This is a genomic window from Streptomyces sp. S.PNR 29, from assembly GCF_030386795.1.
Classification (GTDB): Bacteria; Actinomycetota; Actinomycetes; order Streptomycetales; family Streptomycetaceae; genus Streptomyces.
Genome location: NZ_JANUQM010000001.1, coordinates 182,934 through 198,317, shown reverse-complemented (window position 1 = coordinate 198,317; position 15,384 = coordinate 182,934). Strand labels below are relative to the sequence as shown.

Genomic DNA, 15,384 nt, shown 5'->3' with positions numbered 1-15,384 from the left:
CTAGGCCCCTCAGTCCCATTCCAGGCCGCCGCGCCGCCACACGTACGCGTACGCGACGAAGACGGTGAGCACGAAGAGCAGCATCTCCACGAGCCCGAAAATCCCCAGGGCGTCGAAGGTGACGGCCCAGGGGTAGAGGAAGACGATCTCGATGTCGAAGACGATGAAGAGCATCGCCGTCAGGTAGTACTTGATGGGGAAGCGCCCGCCGCCGGCCGGCGTGGGGGTCGGCTCGATACCGCACTCATAGGCTTCGAGCTTGGCGCGGTTGTACCGCTTCGGACCGATCAGCGTGGCCATGACCACGGAGAAGATCGCAAAGCCTGCCCCGAGGGCTCCCAGTACGAGGATGGGCGCATACGCGTTCACCGCTCCTCGCTCCTCTCAGTCGGCACTGACTGCTGGCGGTTGCGCCGGGCTCACATCCGCCCCACCAGTCCCACGAACTCCGCCCGCCCCGGCGAAGATCGGGAACATGTGAAGCAGGTCACAAGCCCGACTGCCTCGCATCTTATGCCTGTGGGTCTGTGATCTGCGACACGGGGTATTGCACAAGCTTTGTGATCTCCACCACCTGACGAAGGATCATGAAGTCGGATGAGCGGTGATCTTCGCACAAGAAGCGTCCGAGTGATCACCAGAGGTGACATTTTCGCTCGTCACCGCTGACCAGAAGGGGCGTCTCCATATCAAGAGACTTCCCTTGCATGCAAATTGGCACTGGAATCGATCTCTTGATAGAGGGCGTCGTTCACACCTCGGAGGGAGGGGCGGGGGGCGGTGTGGACGTGTGCACGCGTTCACGAGCGGAGCCGGGTCGTGATCCGCGCGCAATCCGGCCGTGATCAACGCGCGAGACGCGGGCGCCGCCGTAACCGTTGCGTGACCTCCGCCACATCCATGGGGAGGGCCTGAGAAGAGGGCTTGGCCAACCGCCTCAACAGATGGTAGGCGGGGGGCAATCCGGGCGAAATGATGAAAGGCCGAGATCACAGGCGGATTGCCGGGCGTCCGCAATGTCCGTTACGGCGTCAATAAAGAACTACACGCCAGGCATTTGGGGCCCCGTTTGAACAACTGTGGCGCAGCACACGTTTCTTGAAGATATGAAGGAGCCCCTGATACCGGTTGGTCTCATGTCCCACACCGCTCACATACGCAGCCACCGGAAACCCCGCCGCAGCGCCTCCAAAATCGCGATGCGGGCCGGAGTTGCCGGTGGTGTCCTCAGCACCCTGGCAGTGGCCGGGGCGTCGGGTTCGGCGAACGCCGCCGAGCCGGTGACGCAGACCCTCGAACTGCCCACCCTGACGGCCGACCTGGCCGCTCAGGTCGCCGAGTCCGCGGACGCCACGCAGCAGGCCGCCGCGAACTACCAGCTGCAGGCAGAGCGTGACGCGGCCGCCGCGAAGGCTGCGCAGGAGGCGAAGAAGGACCTCGCGGAGGCGAAGAAGAAGGCGGAGGCCAAGAAGAAGGCCGAGGAGGCTCGCAAGGCCGCGGCCGAAGCCGCCGCCTCCCGATCCGCTGAGCGGGCCACCCTCTCCGCTTCCGCCTCCACGTCGACGCCCGCTCCCGCGAGCGGTAGCGTCGCGACGGTCATCTCCTTCCTCAGGGCCCAGGTGGGCGACGCCTACGTCATGGGCGCCACCGGTCCCAACGCGTGGGACTGCTCCAGCCTCGTCCAGGCCGCGTTCAAGCAGGTCGGCGTGGACCTGCCGCGCGTCTCGCAGGACCAGTCGACGGTCGGCACCGAGGTCTCGCTGTCCAACCTGCAGGTCGGCGACATCCTGTACTGGGGCTCGAAGGGCTCCGCGTACCACGTGGGTGTGTACATCGGTGACGGCCAGTACCTGGACGCCGCCAACCCCTCCAAGGGCGTCGTCATCCAGGACCTGTCCGGCTACCCGGCGACGGGCGCGGTGCGGGTGCTCTGACCCGGAGTCGTACGGAAGAGGCCGCAGCCGCTCGGGGGGCTGCGGCCTTTCTGGCGCGCCGACGGCCCACCCCAGGTCGAAGGTGGTGGGCAGACAGAGCCGGTGGCGCACCTCGTCGACGCGTTCCAGGGGTTCCGTCTCGGGCGGCCGGTACAGCTGAGCGGAGACAGACCATGTGAAGGGCGACCCGACGTGACGAGGTGTTCGCCCGCCGGGCCGCCCGCGCGGAAACCCTGAAGAGCCAGGTCACGCCTTCGGTGCCACCTTGCTCAGCCCGTTGATGATGCGGTCCATCGCGTCGCCGCCCGTCGGGTCGGTGAGGTTGGCCAGGAGCTTCAGCGTGAACTTCATCAGCAGGGGGTGCGTGAGGCCGCGCTGGGCCGCGATCTGCATGACCTTCGGGTTGCCGATGAGCTTCACGAAGGCGCGGCCGAGGGTGTAGTAGCCGCCGTAGGTGTCCTTCAGGACGCGCGGGTAGCGCTGCAGCGCCGTCTCACGCTGGCTCGGCGTCGCCCGCGCGTGCGCCTGGACGATGATGTCGGCGGCGATCTGGCCGGACTCCATGGCGTAGGCGATGCCCTCGCCGTTGAAGGGGTTCACCAGGCCGCCCGCGTCGCCCACCAGGAGCAGCCCGCGGGTGTAGTGCGGCTGCCGGTTGAAGGCCATGGGGAGCGCCGCCCCGCGAATGGGCCCGGTCATGTTCTCCGGCGTGTAGCCCCAGTCCTCCGGCATGGAGGCGCACCAGGCCTTCAGCACCTCGCGCCAGTCCAGTTCCTTGAAGGAGTCGGAGGTGTTCAGCACGCCGAGGCCGACGTTCGACGTGCCGTCGCCCATGCCGAAGATCCAGCCGTAGCCGGGCAGCAGACGGTCCTGCGGGCCACGGCGGTCCCACAGTTCCAGCCAGGACTCCAGGTAGTCGTCGTCGTGCCGCGGCGAGGTGAAGTACGTCCGGACCGCGACGCCCATCGGGCGGTCCTCGCGGCGGTGCAGGCCCATCGCCAGGGACAGACGGGTGGAGTTGCCGTCGGCGGCCACGACGAGCGGCGCGTGGAAGGTGACCTCGCGCTTCTCCTCGCCGAGCTTGGCGTGGACGCCGGTGATGCGGCCGGTGCGGTCGTCGACGATCGGGGCACCGACGTTGCAGCGCTCGTACAGCCGCGCGCCCGCCTTCTGGGCCTGCCGGGCGAGCTGTTCGTCGAAGTCGTCGCGCTTGCGGACCAGTCCGTAGTCGGGGAAGGAGGCGAGATCCGGCCAGTCGAGCTGCAGCCGCACCCCGCCGCCGATGATGCGCAGCCCCTTGTTCCGCAGCCAGCCGGCCTCCTCGGAGACGTCGATGCCCATGGCCACGAGCTGCTTGACCGCGCGGGGGGTGAGTCCGTCGCCGCAGACCTTCTCGCGCGGGAACTCGGTCTTCTCCAGCAGGAGTACGTCGAGTCCGGCCCGGGCGAGGTGGTAGGCGGTGGTGGAGCCGGCCGGCCCCGCGCCGACGACGATCACATCGGCCGTGTTCTCGGAGAGGGGCTCAGTCACGACGGTCACGGCGGGATCTCCCCAAGTTCGAAATCTGCGTGCCGACCGGCACTGGACATGGGCAGTCTATGCAGCGTCACCGATCACCGGCTGAAGGGCTGCCCCCGTGAACCGAGCTCTCCCCGAGGTACAGCTGCGCGTTCCCACCGACGAGGACGCCGTCACATGGCATCGGATCTTCGACGACCCGGATGTCATGGAGTTCCACGGCGGGAGGTCCGCGGAGCTGTCCGTCTACGAGGAGCTCACCGCCCGCCAGCGCAAGCACGACGCCGAGCTCGGCTTCTGCCTGTGGACCATGCTGGACGAGTCCGGTGGGGTCATCGGTTTCACGGGCGCCCAGCCGTGGGAGCGCACCTGGGGTCCCACGGGCGAGATCGAGATCGGCTGGCGGCTCGGCCGGGCGTACTGGGGCAGGGGGTACGTCACGGCGGCCGCGCTGCAGACACTGGAGCGGGTGCGCGCGGCGGGCCCGAAGAGCGTCGTGGCGATGGTCGACGCCCGCAACACCCGGTCGATCGCGGTGACGCGACGGCTGGGCATGAGCCTCGCCCAGACCTTCACGACGCCGGCCTCGCAGCGGGAAGGCCACTGTTACCGCCTCGACCTGTGACGCGGAGTAGTCACCTGCTACGGAAAGACACCCGACGCTTCCGGCCGGTACGTGGCGAGGGTTACTCTGCCCGTACCGCTGGGGGTGACGTCTGTGCGCATAACACCCAAGACACCCGAAGTGCGCGTACCGCGTCTGGTCGGCCTGATGGCCGTGGACGCACGGGAGGCGGCCCAGGCGCAGGGTCTGTTCCTCAACGCGCCGGACCGGCCCGACTTCCACCGCGCCGTCGTCGACTACGTCGTGCGCCAGTACCCTCAGCCCGGTGCCGAGGTGCCGCGGGACTCCATGGTCTACGTGTGGTTCGACCTCGGTGACGGTGAGGGCGGCGGAGGCGTGCGCGAGCCGCGCCTGCCGGGACCGCCCAGGGGCGGGCTGCAGCGGGAGCTGGACGAGCCGGGCGACCCGTACGCCGTGCTCGGCTCCCACTGAAGCCCGCGGCACGGCCAGAAGGCTCAGCTGTCCTTGAACCCGCGGTGCAGGGCGACGACCCCGCCCGTGAGGTTCCGCCACGCCACCTTGCCCCAGCCGGCCTTCTGCAGCCGTTCGGCCAGGGCGGGCTGGTCGGGCCAGGCGCGGATGGACTCGGCGAGGTAGACGTACGCCTCCGGGTTCGAGGACACCGCCCGGGCGACCGGCGGCAGGGCGCGCATCAGGTACTCGGTGTAGACGGTCCGGAACGGCGCCCACGTCGGGTGCGAGAACTCGCAGATCACGAGCCGTCCGCCGGGCCGCGTCACCCGGTGCATCTCGCGCAGGGCGGCGTCCGTGTCCTGCACGTTGCGCAGCCCGAAGGAGATCGTCACGGCGTCGAAGGTGTCGTCCTGGAACGGCAGCCGCGTCGCGTCGCCCGCGGTGTACGGCAGCCAGCTCCGGCGCCGCTTGCCGACCTGGAGCATCCCGAGGGAGAAGTCGCAGGGGACGACGTACGCGCCGGTGCGGGCGAAGGGCAGCGAGGACGTGCCCGTGCCGGCCGCGAGGTCCAGGACCTTCTGCGCGGGGCGCGCGTCGACGGCCTTCGCGACCTCCGTGCGCCATCGGCGGTCCTGGCCGAGGGACAGCACGTCGTTCGTCAGGTCGTACCGTTCCGCCACGTCGTCGAACATCGAGGCGACTTCGTGCGGCTGCTTGTCCAGGGATGCGCGGGTCACGGGCCCATTGTTGCAGTACGCCCTCCCGGCAGGAGCCGCGGCTTCTTCCGCGCGGCCACGTCCTCCACCCACCCGCACACCAGGACGAACACCCCGATCAGCACTCAGCCGACGCCGAACAGGAACCACTGGCTCTCCAGCGGCAGATACGCCTCGAACGCGGGCACCTCCCAGAACCGGTCGATCAGCGGCACGGCCAGGATCAGCGCGATCTCGTGCCGGAGGTAGATCGTCACGGCCCGCGCGTTGAAGACGGTCACGAGACGGTCCACCCGCCGGAACCGGGTCAGCCCGGCGAAGTCCACTCCGAGGGGCGCCTTGGAGTACAGCAGCAGCGTCACGTACCCGGCCGACCAGAAGGCCTGCGCGAGCGGGTTCTCGTCGAGGTCGTACATGAGCGCGCTGCCGAGGCGGCCGTCCGGCGGCTGGCGCGAGGCGGAACACCTTCTGCAGGAGCGGGGAGAGCAGGACGAACCAGAGGTACGTCCGCAGGCACCAGAGGATCTCCCAGGCCTGCTCGCCCCAGGCGTTGCCCGGCGGATCGGCGAGCGGCACGACCCAGTAGAGGATCTGCCGGCCCGGCATCCAGCCGTGCACCAGCATCGCGACGACCACGAAGATGCCCCAGAACCAGAAGGGCGGCAGAAGCCGGCTCAGTCGGTCGCGGACCACCGTGAGCGCGGGCCGCTCAAGCGACTTCGCCATCAGGGTGCCGGCCAGGCCGCCGTCCCGGCCCGCTCCGCGACGGGCCCCTTGCTGTGCGCCCCCATCAGCCCGCACCCGCCGGCGTGCCCACCTCACCGGTCCGCTTCAGCTTCTGCCACCTCAGGCGGCCGCCCGTGAGGGCCGTGATGCAGGAGTGGATGAGGACGAGGTACATCATCTGCCGGTACGCCAGCTGCCGCAGCGGCATCATCAGCAGATACCGGTACTTCTCCCGGTCGAGCCGGAAGGCGTAGGCCGCGCGCAGCAGTTGGACACCCAGCACCGCACAGCAGCTTGGAGCGGCGTCCGGAGTTGTCAGCGAACACGGGCCCCTCGGCCGAGGTGGAGGACCCGTTGCCGCGTTTGCGGCGGCGACCGCGCACGGCGGGATCCGCGGCGCGGTTTTTGATGGCAGGCCCGGAATGCATTCCCCGGACATTAGAGAGCCTTTATATGCACTAAACCAGGAATTTCATGTGAGAGGCCCACGAGAAACGCCTCGACCTGTCCTTTCCCTGAGAGATTTCGGGAAAGCCCAGCGCGACGCGCCCCGCGACGGTAGGAGTAGATTGATCTGGAAATTGACCGAGAGCGGGTGCATGTGCCATGAGGAGTCCCCTGACGCCGGCGGCCGGGCTGACCTGCCTGTTCGCTCTGGCCACCACGGGATGCTCCACGAACTCAGGGGCGGCGCCCTCCCCCGCTTCCGACTCCCCCACCGCGTCCGGTTCTCCCACGGCGGGCGCCTCCGCCCCCGCGTACAGCCCCGCGTACGCGCCCTATGTGAGCGCCACCACGGCCTCGGACAACGACTCGGCGGGCGCGCCGAAGACCTACAATCTGGCTTTCGTGGTCTCTTCGGGCGGTAGCTGTACACCGAAATGGGACGGAAGCCATGCCATCTCCGACTCCGCCGTGAAATCCCGGATTTCGCGGCTCACCTCGGACGGCGCCACGGTCCGCGTCTCCTTCGGCGGAGCCACCGGAAAGGAACTGGCGGCGACCTGCGACAGCGCGTCCGAGCTGGCGGCGGCGTACGGGAAGGCGCTCGACGCGGCCGGTTCCTCCCAGGCCGACTTCGACATCGAGGGCGACGAGCTGGCCGACGACGACTCCGTCGCCCTGCGCTCGGAGGCGATCGCGCTGCTGCAGCAGGAGCGTGCGGACCTGCGGGTCTCCTACACGCTGCCGGTCATGCCCTCCGGCCTGGGCGAGGACAGCCTGGCGGTGCTGGAGTCCGCCAACCACCACGGCGTACAGGTCTCCACCGTCAACCTGATGACGATGAACTACGGCGAGTCCTACACCGGCGACATGGGCGACTACGCCGTCACCGCGGCCGGGGCCGCCCACCCGCAGCTGAGGAAGGTGTTCGGGACGTCCGACGCGGCCGCCTGGCGGGGCATGGCGCTCACCTCGATGATCGGCGTGAACGACGTCGACGGTGAGACGTTCACGCTCGCGGACGCCGCGCAGGTCCGCTCCTTCGCCGAGGAGAAGGGCATCGCCTGGGTGTCGATGTGGTCGGCGCTGCGGGACCAGCAGTGCGAGAAGGGGAACGCCACGCAGGACGAGGCCGCCACCGACTGCAGTGGGGTGACGCAGAGTCCGGGGGCGTTCGGGGAGGCGTTCTCGGGCTGAGGGGTCCTGGGACGGATCAGCGGCGCCGGTGCACCAGGCGCCCGTCGACGACCGTCGCCACGCAGCTCGCGGCCCCGACGCCGGGGAGCGCCGCCTCGTCCGGGACGTCGAAGAAGGCGAACCGGGCGGCGGAGCCGCGCTCCCTCGGCGGCGCGAACCGCACCGGCAGTCCGGAGGCGTACGGGTCGAGCGAGGGCACTCCGCCGGGGCGCCCGAGCCGGCCCACCACGCCCAGGCCGGAGCGGTGTACGGCGTCCCGGACCGCGCGGTTGCGCAGTTCCTCGCAGGCGGCCGCGACCGTTCCGTGCGCCAGCATCCGCTGCACTGCGCGCCGGGCGCTCGCACCCCAGCGGGCGTCGTCCAGCGCCAGTGCGGCGAGGGCGTCCCCGGTCAGCGGCTCGGTGCCCAGCTGATCGGCCTCGCGCGGGTCGGGGTGGTACGCCTCCTCCAGCAGCTCCGTGCCGTGCATGTTGACGAGCCCGGGGGTGAGGATGCCGGGCCACTGGCGCACCCGGGCCCGCGGATGAGCGGCGGCGAGTTGCTCCAGGGGGCCCGCCGCCGCGATCCACGCGCCCTCGACGGCGAGCGCCCGGCCGGCCGAGTCCGCGTGAATCGTGAGCATGGGCCGGCTAGTTGGACGCGAGCAGCTTCAGCTCGGGGTGCGCGGTGCCGCCCTCGATCGCCGTGGACGAGATGTGGGACACGACCCGCTCGTCGACGGGGTCGTTCGCCGGGTCGTCGTGCACCACCAGGTGCTCGTACGTGGTCGACCGCTGTGCGGGCACCCGCCCCGCCTTGCGGATCAGGTCGATGATCTCCAGCCGGTTGGAGCGGTGCTTCGCGCCGGCCGACGACACGACGTTCTCCTCCAGCATGATCGAGCCGAGGTCGTCGGCGCCGTAGTGCAGGGAGAGCTGGCCGACCTCCTTGCCCGTCGTCAGCCACGAGCCCTGGATGTGCCGGACGTTGTCGAGGAACAGGCGGGCGATCGCGATCATCCGCAGGTACTCGAAGATGGTGGCCTGGGTGCGGCCCTTCAGGTGGTTGTTCTCCGGCTGGTAGGTGTACGGGATGAAGGCGCGGAAGCCGCCGGTGCGGTCCTGCACGTCCCGGATCATCCGCAGGTGCTCGATGCGCTCGGCGTTGGTCTCGCCCGTGCCCATCAGCATGGTGGACGTCGACTCGACGCCCAGCCGGTGCGCGATCTCCATGATCTCCAGCCAGCGCTCACCGGACTCCTTCAGCGGCGCGATGGCCTTGCGCGGCCGCTCGGGCAGCAGCTCGGCACCGGCCCCGGCGAAGGAGTCGAGACCCGCCTCGTGGATCCGGGTGATGGCCTCCTCGACGCTCACGCCGGAGATCCGGGCCATGTGCTCGACCTCGCTCGCCCCCAGGCTGTGGATGACGAGCTGCGGGAAGGCCTCCTTGATGGCGCGGAAGTGCTTCTCGTAGTACTCGACGCCGTAGTCCGGGTGGTGGCCGCCCTGGAACATGATCTGGGTGCCGCCCAGCTCCACCGTCTCGGCGCAGCGCCGCAGGATGTCGTCCAGGTCGCGCGTCCAGCCCTTGGCCGTGTCCTTCGGAGCCGCGTAGAAGGCGCAGAACTTGCACGCCGTGACGCACACGTTCGTGTAGTTGATGTTGCGCTCGATGATGTACGTCGCGATGTGCTCGGTGCCCGCGTAGAGGCGACGGCGTACGGCGTCGGCGGCGGCGCCCAGCGCGTGCAGCGGGGCGTCGCGGTAGAGGTCGAGGGCCTCTTCGGGGGTGATCCGCCCACCGGCGGCAGCACGGTCGAGGATGGGCTGAAGGTCGGCCTTCTCGGTCACCGGGCGTCCCTTTCGTCAAGGGTTGTCGACGGACAGTCGGTCGTGGACGGGCCGAACCAGCGTACGCCAGCCATGTCGTCACGCCGACGTCAGGCTCGTCGGTCCGCAGGGTCTCGGCGGCGGGGAGCGGCGGCCGGGTCGGGGCTCGGCCGATCGGCGCTATGCCGCGTACGCGCCGACGAGCAGCCCGAGCAACGCGCCGCTGATCAGGAACGGCCCGAACGGGATGGCCGTCTTCCGCCCGGCCCGCCGGGCGACGACGAGGGCACCGCCGTACAGGGCCCCGAGCAGGAATCCGGCGAAGGTGCCCAGCATGACGGTCGGCCACCCGTACCAGCCGAGCACGGCGCCCGCGCCGAGGGCCAGTTTCACGTCGCCGAAGCCCATCCCGCCCGGGTTGATGAGGAACAGCACGAAGTAACCGGCGCCGAGCGCGAGGGCGCCCAGCACGGCGGTCGTCCACTCCCCGGCGTGCTCGGGCACGAGCGCGGTGACGCCGAGGAGGGCGAGCGCGGCACCGGCGAACGGGAGGGTGAGGGGGTCGGGCAGCCGTCGTACCCGGAAGTCGACGACCGCCAGCAGCACGCCGACCGGTGCGAGCAGCAGCCAGACGGCCAGCTCGGGACGCGTGCCGGTGGCTGCGGCGAGGGCGGCGCAGACGAGGGCGGTGACGGTGGTGAGGGAGGCGGTGCCGGGACCGTACGAGCGCTCCGGGCACTGTCCGCACCGCGCCCGCCCGAGCCATCCGGCGACCCGATGCCCGCCGGGACACGACTGCCGCCACTCCTCCCCCGACGGCACCGAGAACCGGTACGCCGCCCGCGGCAGCAACGCGCCTGCCGCCGCGCCCCACAGCGCGGCGGCGAGCACGAGCAGACCGGTGTTCATCCCACGGCCGCGGCGCCGTCGCGCCACGTCGGCAGCAACTCGTCGAGCAGGGCTTCCGTGCGCGGCGGCAGGCCCCGTGCCCCGCTCCGGCCGATGAGGTCGGCGGCCAGGGACCGGAGCCGGGCGGGGTCGCCGGTCGCGTGCGTGGCACGCAGCAGTTCGTGCCACAGGCGCTCGTCGGCGGGTGCCGTCCGCAGGGCCGCGTTCAGCGCCTCGATGGCCTTCTCCGCGCGGTCCTTCTCCATGTGGAACTCGGACAGCGCGAGCCCGGTGTCCGCGACCAGCAGCGGGAGCTGGGCGTCGATGATCTCGTGGGTGAGCCAGCGGTAGCGGCCCTCGGGCCGGTCGGCGAGCAGCGGCCCGCGCACCAGCACCAGCGCGTCCGTGAGCAGCCGCCCGCGCACGGCCCGGCTGTCGACGCCCTTGCCCTGCGTGGCCTCGTAGTAGAGGGACCGCAGTACGTCCAGGTCGGAGACGACGGACTTGGCGAGGGTGAGCCGCCCGGTGTCGTCGCTGCGCAGCCGGGGGCTGCCGTCGGGGTCGGTGCCGAGCCAGCTGCGCAGCCGCTCCAGGAGGGCGTCGCGTACGTCGTCCGTGACACCGCGCGGCCACAGCGCGGAGGACAGCACGCGCGGGTGCACGCCCTCGCGGTGCAGGAGCAGCAGCGCCAGCGCCTCGTGCAGCAGCGCGCTGCGGTCGCCGTCCGGGGTGTCCAGGCCGATGATCTCGTACGGCCCGACGAGGCGGGCGTACACCGCGGGCCGCCCCTGCTCGCTGATGTCGACGAGGAACGGCGGGGTGTTGGTCGGCCCGTCCGGCCGGTGGTCCGGGTCGGCCTCGACGAACAGCTCGACCACGGCCCGCTGCTGGGTGGCCGGCAGGAGCTGGGCGTCGAGTTCGAGCCCGAGGAGCGGGGCGAGCAGCTTGCCCGCGCTGGTGATCTCCATCTCCCAGGCGGCGCCCGGCAGATCGCCGGTCTCGGTGCCGACGAGGTATCCGATGCCGAGGCGGGAGGCATCGGCGGCGAGTTCGGCGAGCTTGACGGCGTCCTCGGCGGAGGGCTGGGCGGCGAGCAGGACGAGGTGCGGGGCCCAACGGGTGTGCTGGGCGGGCCCGGTGCGGCCGGTGAGCACGGAGTCGTGCCCGGCGGCGCCCAGCGCACCGCGCCGCTGCCGCGTCTCGGCCTCCATGGTCTCGATGAGCGCCTCGATGTCGTCGAGGTGCCGGAGCCGGTTGGGCGCGAGGGGGGTGAGGTCCTCCCCGAACCCGACGAGGGTGATGGTCATCCGGTCCGACCAGCCGTTCGTCGCCAACTCGGCGGCGACGGAGGCGAACACGGCGGCGCGGTCGGCCTCACGGCCGGAGAGGGACACGATCCCGGGCACGGACTCCAGGTTGAGCAGCAGCCGGGAGTCGTCCATGGTGCCGAGGCTGACGAGGCCGGGGTAGGGCGCGGCCGTGTCGACGTCCTCGTACCGCTCGGCGTCGGTCCGGGCCAGCATCCAGAAGGTCTGGTCCTGCCCGAGCTGCCACGGCGCGGGCGGCTTCCCGGAGGGCTGGGCGAGCTGCAGATGCAGATCGCCGTTGCTCAGCCAGGCGGCGTACACGGTCGGCAGCGGGCGGGACTCGGCGGCGAGAGAGGCCGCAAGCCCGCGCAACGACCGGTCGAGCAGGCGTACGCCCTCGGGGTCGGCGCCCACGAGCAGCGCGTCCTGCACGTCCTGGGCGTCCCCGGTCGGCGTCGGCGGCTCCATGCCGCGCCGCCCGCCGACGGCACCGAACGCCGACTGCCACAGCGCCTGCCGACGCCGGCGCCCGAGGGCACCGAGGAGGCCGGCGGCGAGGAGCGGGGCGCCGAGGAGGGCCTCGGGCAGGCCGAAGGAGTGGCTGCCGGACTCGGCGTCGGTGGCGTGCTGTTGGTGCTGCTGCTGATGTTCGGGTGCGGGCTGCTGCTCGGGCGCGGAGACGTGCGAGCCGCCGCCTTGGGCGTGACCGCCACCGCCCTGGGCTTGCGCGTGATCCCCGGTCCGGGCGTAGTCGTGGATCTGCTGCTGCACGTCCGGCGAGACGCTGGGCGCCTCGTCCGGCATCTCTACGAGGTCGCCACCGCGCGCGTCGCCGGGCATCTCCATGATCCACCCGGGCCGGATGAGGCTGGCCTCGGAGAGCCGGGAACCGTCGGGCTGGATGCGGTCCTTGTTGAGCTCGAAGATCTCCTTGTACCGGCGTCCGTCACCGAGGTGCCGTTCCGCTATCTCCCAGAGCGAGTCGTGGTGACGTCCCTCGGGCGGCTGGATCCGGTAGTACTTGGTGTCGCCCTGCTTGGCGGTGCTGCCGCCGGCGTCGGCGTGGGAGGCCGCGTGGGAGGCCTGCTCGGCGAGGGCGGCCGCGGTACTGGCGGCCTGCTCCTGCTGCTGGGCGAACAGTCCCGGCGTCTGCTGGGCCGCGGCGACGGTCGGCTTCTGGTTCCCCTCCATGCTGTGCCCCAGCTGCGACAGCCCCGGCGTGAGGCTGGCGGCGGTGGCGCCGACGAGCAGCAGCGCGGCGACCAACTGCCGGGCGAGCAGCTGACTGGGCCCGGCGCCCGGCACCCGGCCCGGCACTCCGACGCCGGACAGCGCGGCCTTCACCTCGACCAGGACGCAGGCGGTGAACTGGGCCCAGGCGAACCAGACGATGACGGTCAGGATGTGGATGAACGTCCAGACCGTGATCTCCTGCTGCAGCCAGTCCAGGCTCGGCACACCGCTCGGCAGCGGCCACCCGATGGTCGAGGCCAGCGCGAACGGCACCCCGACGACCAGAGCGACGAGCGCGACGAACGCGAAGAACGCCTTGACGAAGTCCCCGAACGAACGCCGCCGCACCCGCACCGGCTGCGGTGTCCGGTTCCGTGGGGCCGTCGAACTCCCCGTCGGGTTTCCCGTCGAGCTAGACGAGCTTGAAGTGCGGCGTCGCGGCATGGCGGGTGTCCTGGGTGGTGTGTTGGAGCCAGTGGAGTGAAAGGTGTGCTGAGCCTACAGAGATCTTATTGACTCGCACTGACACCGTCGAAGCGCGGACTCCCGCAGTGCCGCACGGCTCAGGATCCACGCCGTTCACAGCCGCCAACACCACACTCCTCACGTTCCCCACACAATCCCCCACTACCTCTCAAGGGCCCCTTACCCACCCCTGATAGCGTCCTTCCCTGTCGCACACGCCGAACCTCGGGGGAGATCAACCGTGGCCCGCCGCGCCCTGACCACCACAGCCGCCGCGTTCGCCGCGACGGCAGCACTCCTTCTGACCGCCTGCGGCGGGGGCGACGACTCGTCCTCGGACGACATCAAGGGGGCGGACAGCGGGTCGGGCAGCCCGTCGGCGTCGGCATCGGCCGCATCCGGCACGAAGCGACCGGTCATCAAGCTCCCCGACAGCTTCCAGGCGAAGTTCGACAGCTGGACGAACAGCGACCCCGAACTCCAGACCGCGCTGAACGACGGCAAGGAACGGCTCAGAGCGTCCTACGCGGCCATCATCGCCGGCGACCCGCAGTACAGCGCGCTGGCCTTCTACAGCGGGCAGTCGGCCATGAGTACCGGCGCCGCGTGGGTCAAGGGATACAAAGGCCTGACCATCATCGGTGAGGTCAAGGTCTACGACCCCCGGATCACGTACCTCGGCAACAGCAAGAAGCGTGCGACGCTCTTCTACTGCGTAGACGAGAGCAAGGGCTACAGCAAGGACCTCAAGACGGGAGAGACCGCCGGTACCCCGAAGGGTGAATCCCCCCGGGTCCAGTACCGGACGAGCCTGGGCAAGCAGGCCGACGGTGTCTGGAAGACCATGACGGTGGAGACCCAACCGGGAGGGTGCTGATATGAGCCACCCCCGCACGGCGTACAGCGGTCTGCTGCTCTCACTGGCACTCGGAGCCGCCCTGCTCTCTTCACCCGCCTCGGCACTGGGCGAACCCGGACACGAAGGTGAGACCAAGAAATCCTCCGGCGGCGCCCAAGGCAAAGACATCTACGCCTCCGCCACCCACTCCCGGATCAAGGTCCGCCAGGTGAGCGGCCCTTCAGGGGGCAAGACGGGCAACCTCGCGCCGGTGGACACCAACTGGAAGCCTCCCGCCTGCTGGTACGAGCCCGTCTTCACCGGCGAGCAGTTGAAGGCGTTCGTGGACAGGACGGACGGCCAGGGCGACGTGGGCATCCACGAGTCCTGGTACGGCAAGGAACTGTGGACGGATCACTACCGGGACGGTAAGCCGGAGACCAACTTCGACGACGAGCTCAGCACCGCCGAGGGCTACAAGAACTACAACATCGGCAAGGACGGCTACTTCTGGCGCAGCGTCGCGCCCGACGAGAACGATCCCGAGTCCTGGGACTGCGGCAGGATCATGTTCTGGCAGGACGCCGGCGAGATACCCAGGATTCCCCATGCCCCCTCGGCCAAGACGCTCGCCGACTACGCCTACGACAAGGTCGAGGTCCCGGACACCGAGATCGAGCTGAAGCCGCAGGCCGAGTCCACGGTGAACCTGCCCACCTGGGTCTGGCTGGACAAGGGCACCTTCAAGGAGGTCAAGGTCCGCGCGGAACTCCCGAACACGGGCCTGTGGGCGGAGACCACGGCCAAGCCGGTCGCCCTCCACCTGGACCCTGGCACGGAGGACGCGGAGACCTTCCCCGCCTCCGGCGACTGCGAGATCAACGACGACGGCTCGATCGGCACCCCGTACAAGGCGGGCGACGCCGACAAGACCCCGCCGTGCGGCATCCGGTATCTCCGCGCCACCAACGGCACGCCGTACCACCTGTCGGCATCCGTGACTTGGCAGATCACCTGGACCGGCTCCGACGGCACCGGCGGCGCCCTGCCCGACGGCACGTTCGAGACGACGCAGGACATGAACGTCCAGGAGATCCAGTCGGTCAACCGCTGACCACCGATCAGGAGATCACCTGTGGTACGCCCCCCCTCTGACCGCCACCGCCTTCGCCGCGGGGACGACGCTGCTCCTCACCGCTTGCGGCGGGGGCGGCGATTCGTCATCGGACGACATCAAGGGACGGAAGGCGGCTCGGGCCGCCCATCGGCCT

General features: G+C 70.4%; 13 protein-coding genes and 2 pseudogenes. 6 read left to right on the top strand and 9 right to left on the bottom strand.

The window, feature by feature from the left end; genetic code table 11:
• Window positions 1-9 precede the first annotated feature (9 nt).
• Window positions 10-369, bottom strand: coding sequence for an NADH-quinone oxidoreductase subunit A (locus NW895_RS01005; protein WP_003992243.1), 360 nt, complete (start codon window positions 367-369; stop codon window positions 10-12).
• 737 nt (window positions 370-1,106) lie between these two features.
• Here NW895_RS01005 and NW895_RS01000 point away from each other — a divergent pair.
• Entirely contained in the window at window positions 1,107-1,934 is an 828-nt protein-coding gene (locus NW895_RS01000) for a C40 family peptidase (RefSeq protein ID WP_289933065.1), read from the top strand.
• A gap of 246 nt (window positions 1,935-2,180) precedes the next feature.
• Here the strand turns inward: NW895_RS01000 and NW895_RS00995 are convergent, their stop codons facing one another.
• Window positions 2,181-3,473 (bottom strand): geranylgeranyl reductase family protein, encoded by a 1,293-nt coding sequence (locus tag NW895_RS00995; protein ID WP_289933064.1) that lies wholly within the window; start codon window positions 3,471-3,473, stop codon window positions 2,181-2,183.
• Between the two features lie 97 nt (window positions 3,474-3,570).
• Here NW895_RS00995 and NW895_RS00990 point away from each other — a divergent pair, with 97 nt between their 5' ends.
• Together NW895_RS00990 and NW895_RS00985 are read left to right on the top strand one after the other, a co-directional pair.
• On the top strand, window positions 3,571-4,077 hold the full coding sequence (locus tag NW895_RS00990; RefSeq protein ID WP_289933063.1) for a GNAT family N-acetyltransferase: 507 nt from the start codon (window positions 3,571-3,573) through the stop codon (window positions 4,075-4,077).
• 120 nt (window positions 4,078-4,197) lie between these two features.
• Window positions 4,198-4,509: a PASTA domain-containing protein gene (locus NW895_RS00985; RefSeq protein WP_289933061.1), complete on the top strand. Its 312-nt coding sequence runs from the start codon at window positions 4,198-4,200 to the stop codon at window positions 4,507-4,509.
• A 23-nt stretch (window positions 4,510-4,532) separates the two neighbouring features.
• Here NW895_RS00985 and NW895_RS00980 read toward each other — a convergent pair whose 3' ends face one another.
• The 3 genes and pseudogenes from NW895_RS00980 to NW895_RS00970 form a co-directional block, all read right to left on the bottom strand.
• Window positions 4,533-5,228, bottom strand: a complete 696-nt coding sequence (locus tag NW895_RS00980; RefSeq protein WP_289933060.1) for a demethylmenaquinone methyltransferase — start codon at window positions 5,226-5,228, stop codon at window positions 4,533-4,535.
• Window positions 5,225-5,951: pseudogene (locus NW895_RS00975) on the bottom strand (acyltransferase family protein); the annotation flags it as partial. The pseudogene NW895_RS00975 and the gene NW895_RS00980, both read right to left, overlap by 4 nt.
• 46 nt (window positions 5,952-5,997) lie before the next feature.
• Window positions 5,998-6,219: pseudogene (locus NW895_RS00970) on the bottom strand (bi-functional transferase/deacetylase); the annotation flags it as partial.
• 320 nt (window positions 6,220-6,539) lie between these two features.
• Here NW895_RS00970 and NW895_RS00965 point away from each other — a divergent pair.
• A complete protein-coding gene (locus NW895_RS00965; RefSeq protein ID WP_289933059.1) occupies window positions 6,540-7,574 on the top strand; it encodes a chitinase in 1,035 nt (344 codons plus the stop codon).
• A 16-nt stretch (window positions 7,575-7,590) separates the two neighbouring features.
• On the opposite strand, the gene NW895_RS00960 is transcribed toward NW895_RS00965, so the two are convergent.
• The 4 genes from NW895_RS00960 to NW895_RS00945 all read right to left on the bottom strand — a co-directional run bounded on the left by NW895_RS00960 (window position 7,591) and on the right by NW895_RS00945 (window position 13,254).
• Complete coding sequence (locus NW895_RS00960; protein WP_289933058.1) at window positions 7,591-8,196, bottom strand: hypothetical protein; 606 nt, start codon at window positions 8,194-8,196, stop codon at window positions 7,591-7,593.
• Between the two features lie 7 nt (window positions 8,197-8,203).
• Window positions 8,204-9,403: a cyclic dehypoxanthinyl futalosine synthase gene (gene mqnC / locus NW895_RS00955; RefSeq protein ID WP_289933057.1), complete on the bottom strand. Its 1,200-nt coding sequence runs from the start codon at window positions 9,401-9,403 to the stop codon at window positions 8,204-8,206.
• A gap of 159 nt (window positions 9,404-9,562) precedes the next feature.
• A complete protein-coding gene (locus NW895_RS00950) occupies window positions 9,563-10,291 on the bottom strand; it encodes an A24 family peptidase (protein ID WP_289933056.1) in 729 nt (242 codons plus the stop codon).
• On the bottom strand, window positions 10,288-13,254 hold the full coding sequence (locus tag NW895_RS00945) for a BTAD domain-containing putative transcriptional regulator (RefSeq protein WP_289933055.1): 2,967 nt from the start codon (window positions 13,252-13,254) through the stop codon (window positions 10,288-10,290). The genes NW895_RS00950 and NW895_RS00945 overlap by 4 nt, the downstream gene beginning before the upstream one ends.
• A gap of 262 nt (window positions 13,255-13,516) precedes the next feature.
• On the opposite strand from NW895_RS00945, the gene NW895_RS00940 reads away from it, so the two are divergent.
• Both NW895_RS00940 and NW895_RS00935 read left to right on the top strand, forming a co-directional pair.
• Window positions 13,517-14,152: a hypothetical protein gene (locus NW895_RS00940; RefSeq protein WP_289933054.1), complete on the top strand. Its 636-nt coding sequence runs from the start codon at window positions 13,517-13,519 to the stop codon at window positions 14,150-14,152.
• 1 nt (window position 14,153) lies between these two features.
• Entirely contained in the window at window positions 14,154-15,227 is a 1,074-nt protein-coding gene (locus NW895_RS00935) for a hypothetical protein (protein WP_289933052.1), read from the top strand.
• Window positions 15,228-15,384 lie beyond the last annotated feature (157 nt).